Genomic DNA, 203 nt, shown 5'->3' on the forward strand with positions numbered 1-203 from the left:
AGATGGCCACATCACCTGTATTCTGGATACCATCACGGTTCGTGTCGTTGAAGACGTAATCACCCAGGGAAGCAGGCTTGAAGAAACCAGCGTCCACCGTGGGGTTGAACTCGTCAGCCGTCAGTGAGTACACACCCGTCAGACCCGTCAGTTTATCCGCGTCCGAATCCAGGGCATCATCGCTGCCCACATTTGCCAGTGTC

At 55.2% G+C, this 203-nt stretch carries 1 protein-coding gene; it reads right to left on the reverse strand.

Annotated features, from left to right (window positions below; translation table 11 throughout):
* Positions 1-203 (reverse strand): hypothetical protein (locus tag F7231_RS27190; RefSeq protein ID WP_166694354.1); only part of this gene is annotated, 203 nt, incomplete at both ends.

Source organism: Fibrivirga algicola (assembly GCF_011742925.1).
Taxonomy (GTDB): domain Bacteria; phylum Bacteroidota; class Bacteroidia; order Cytophagales; family Spirosomataceae; genus Fibrella; species Fibrella algicola.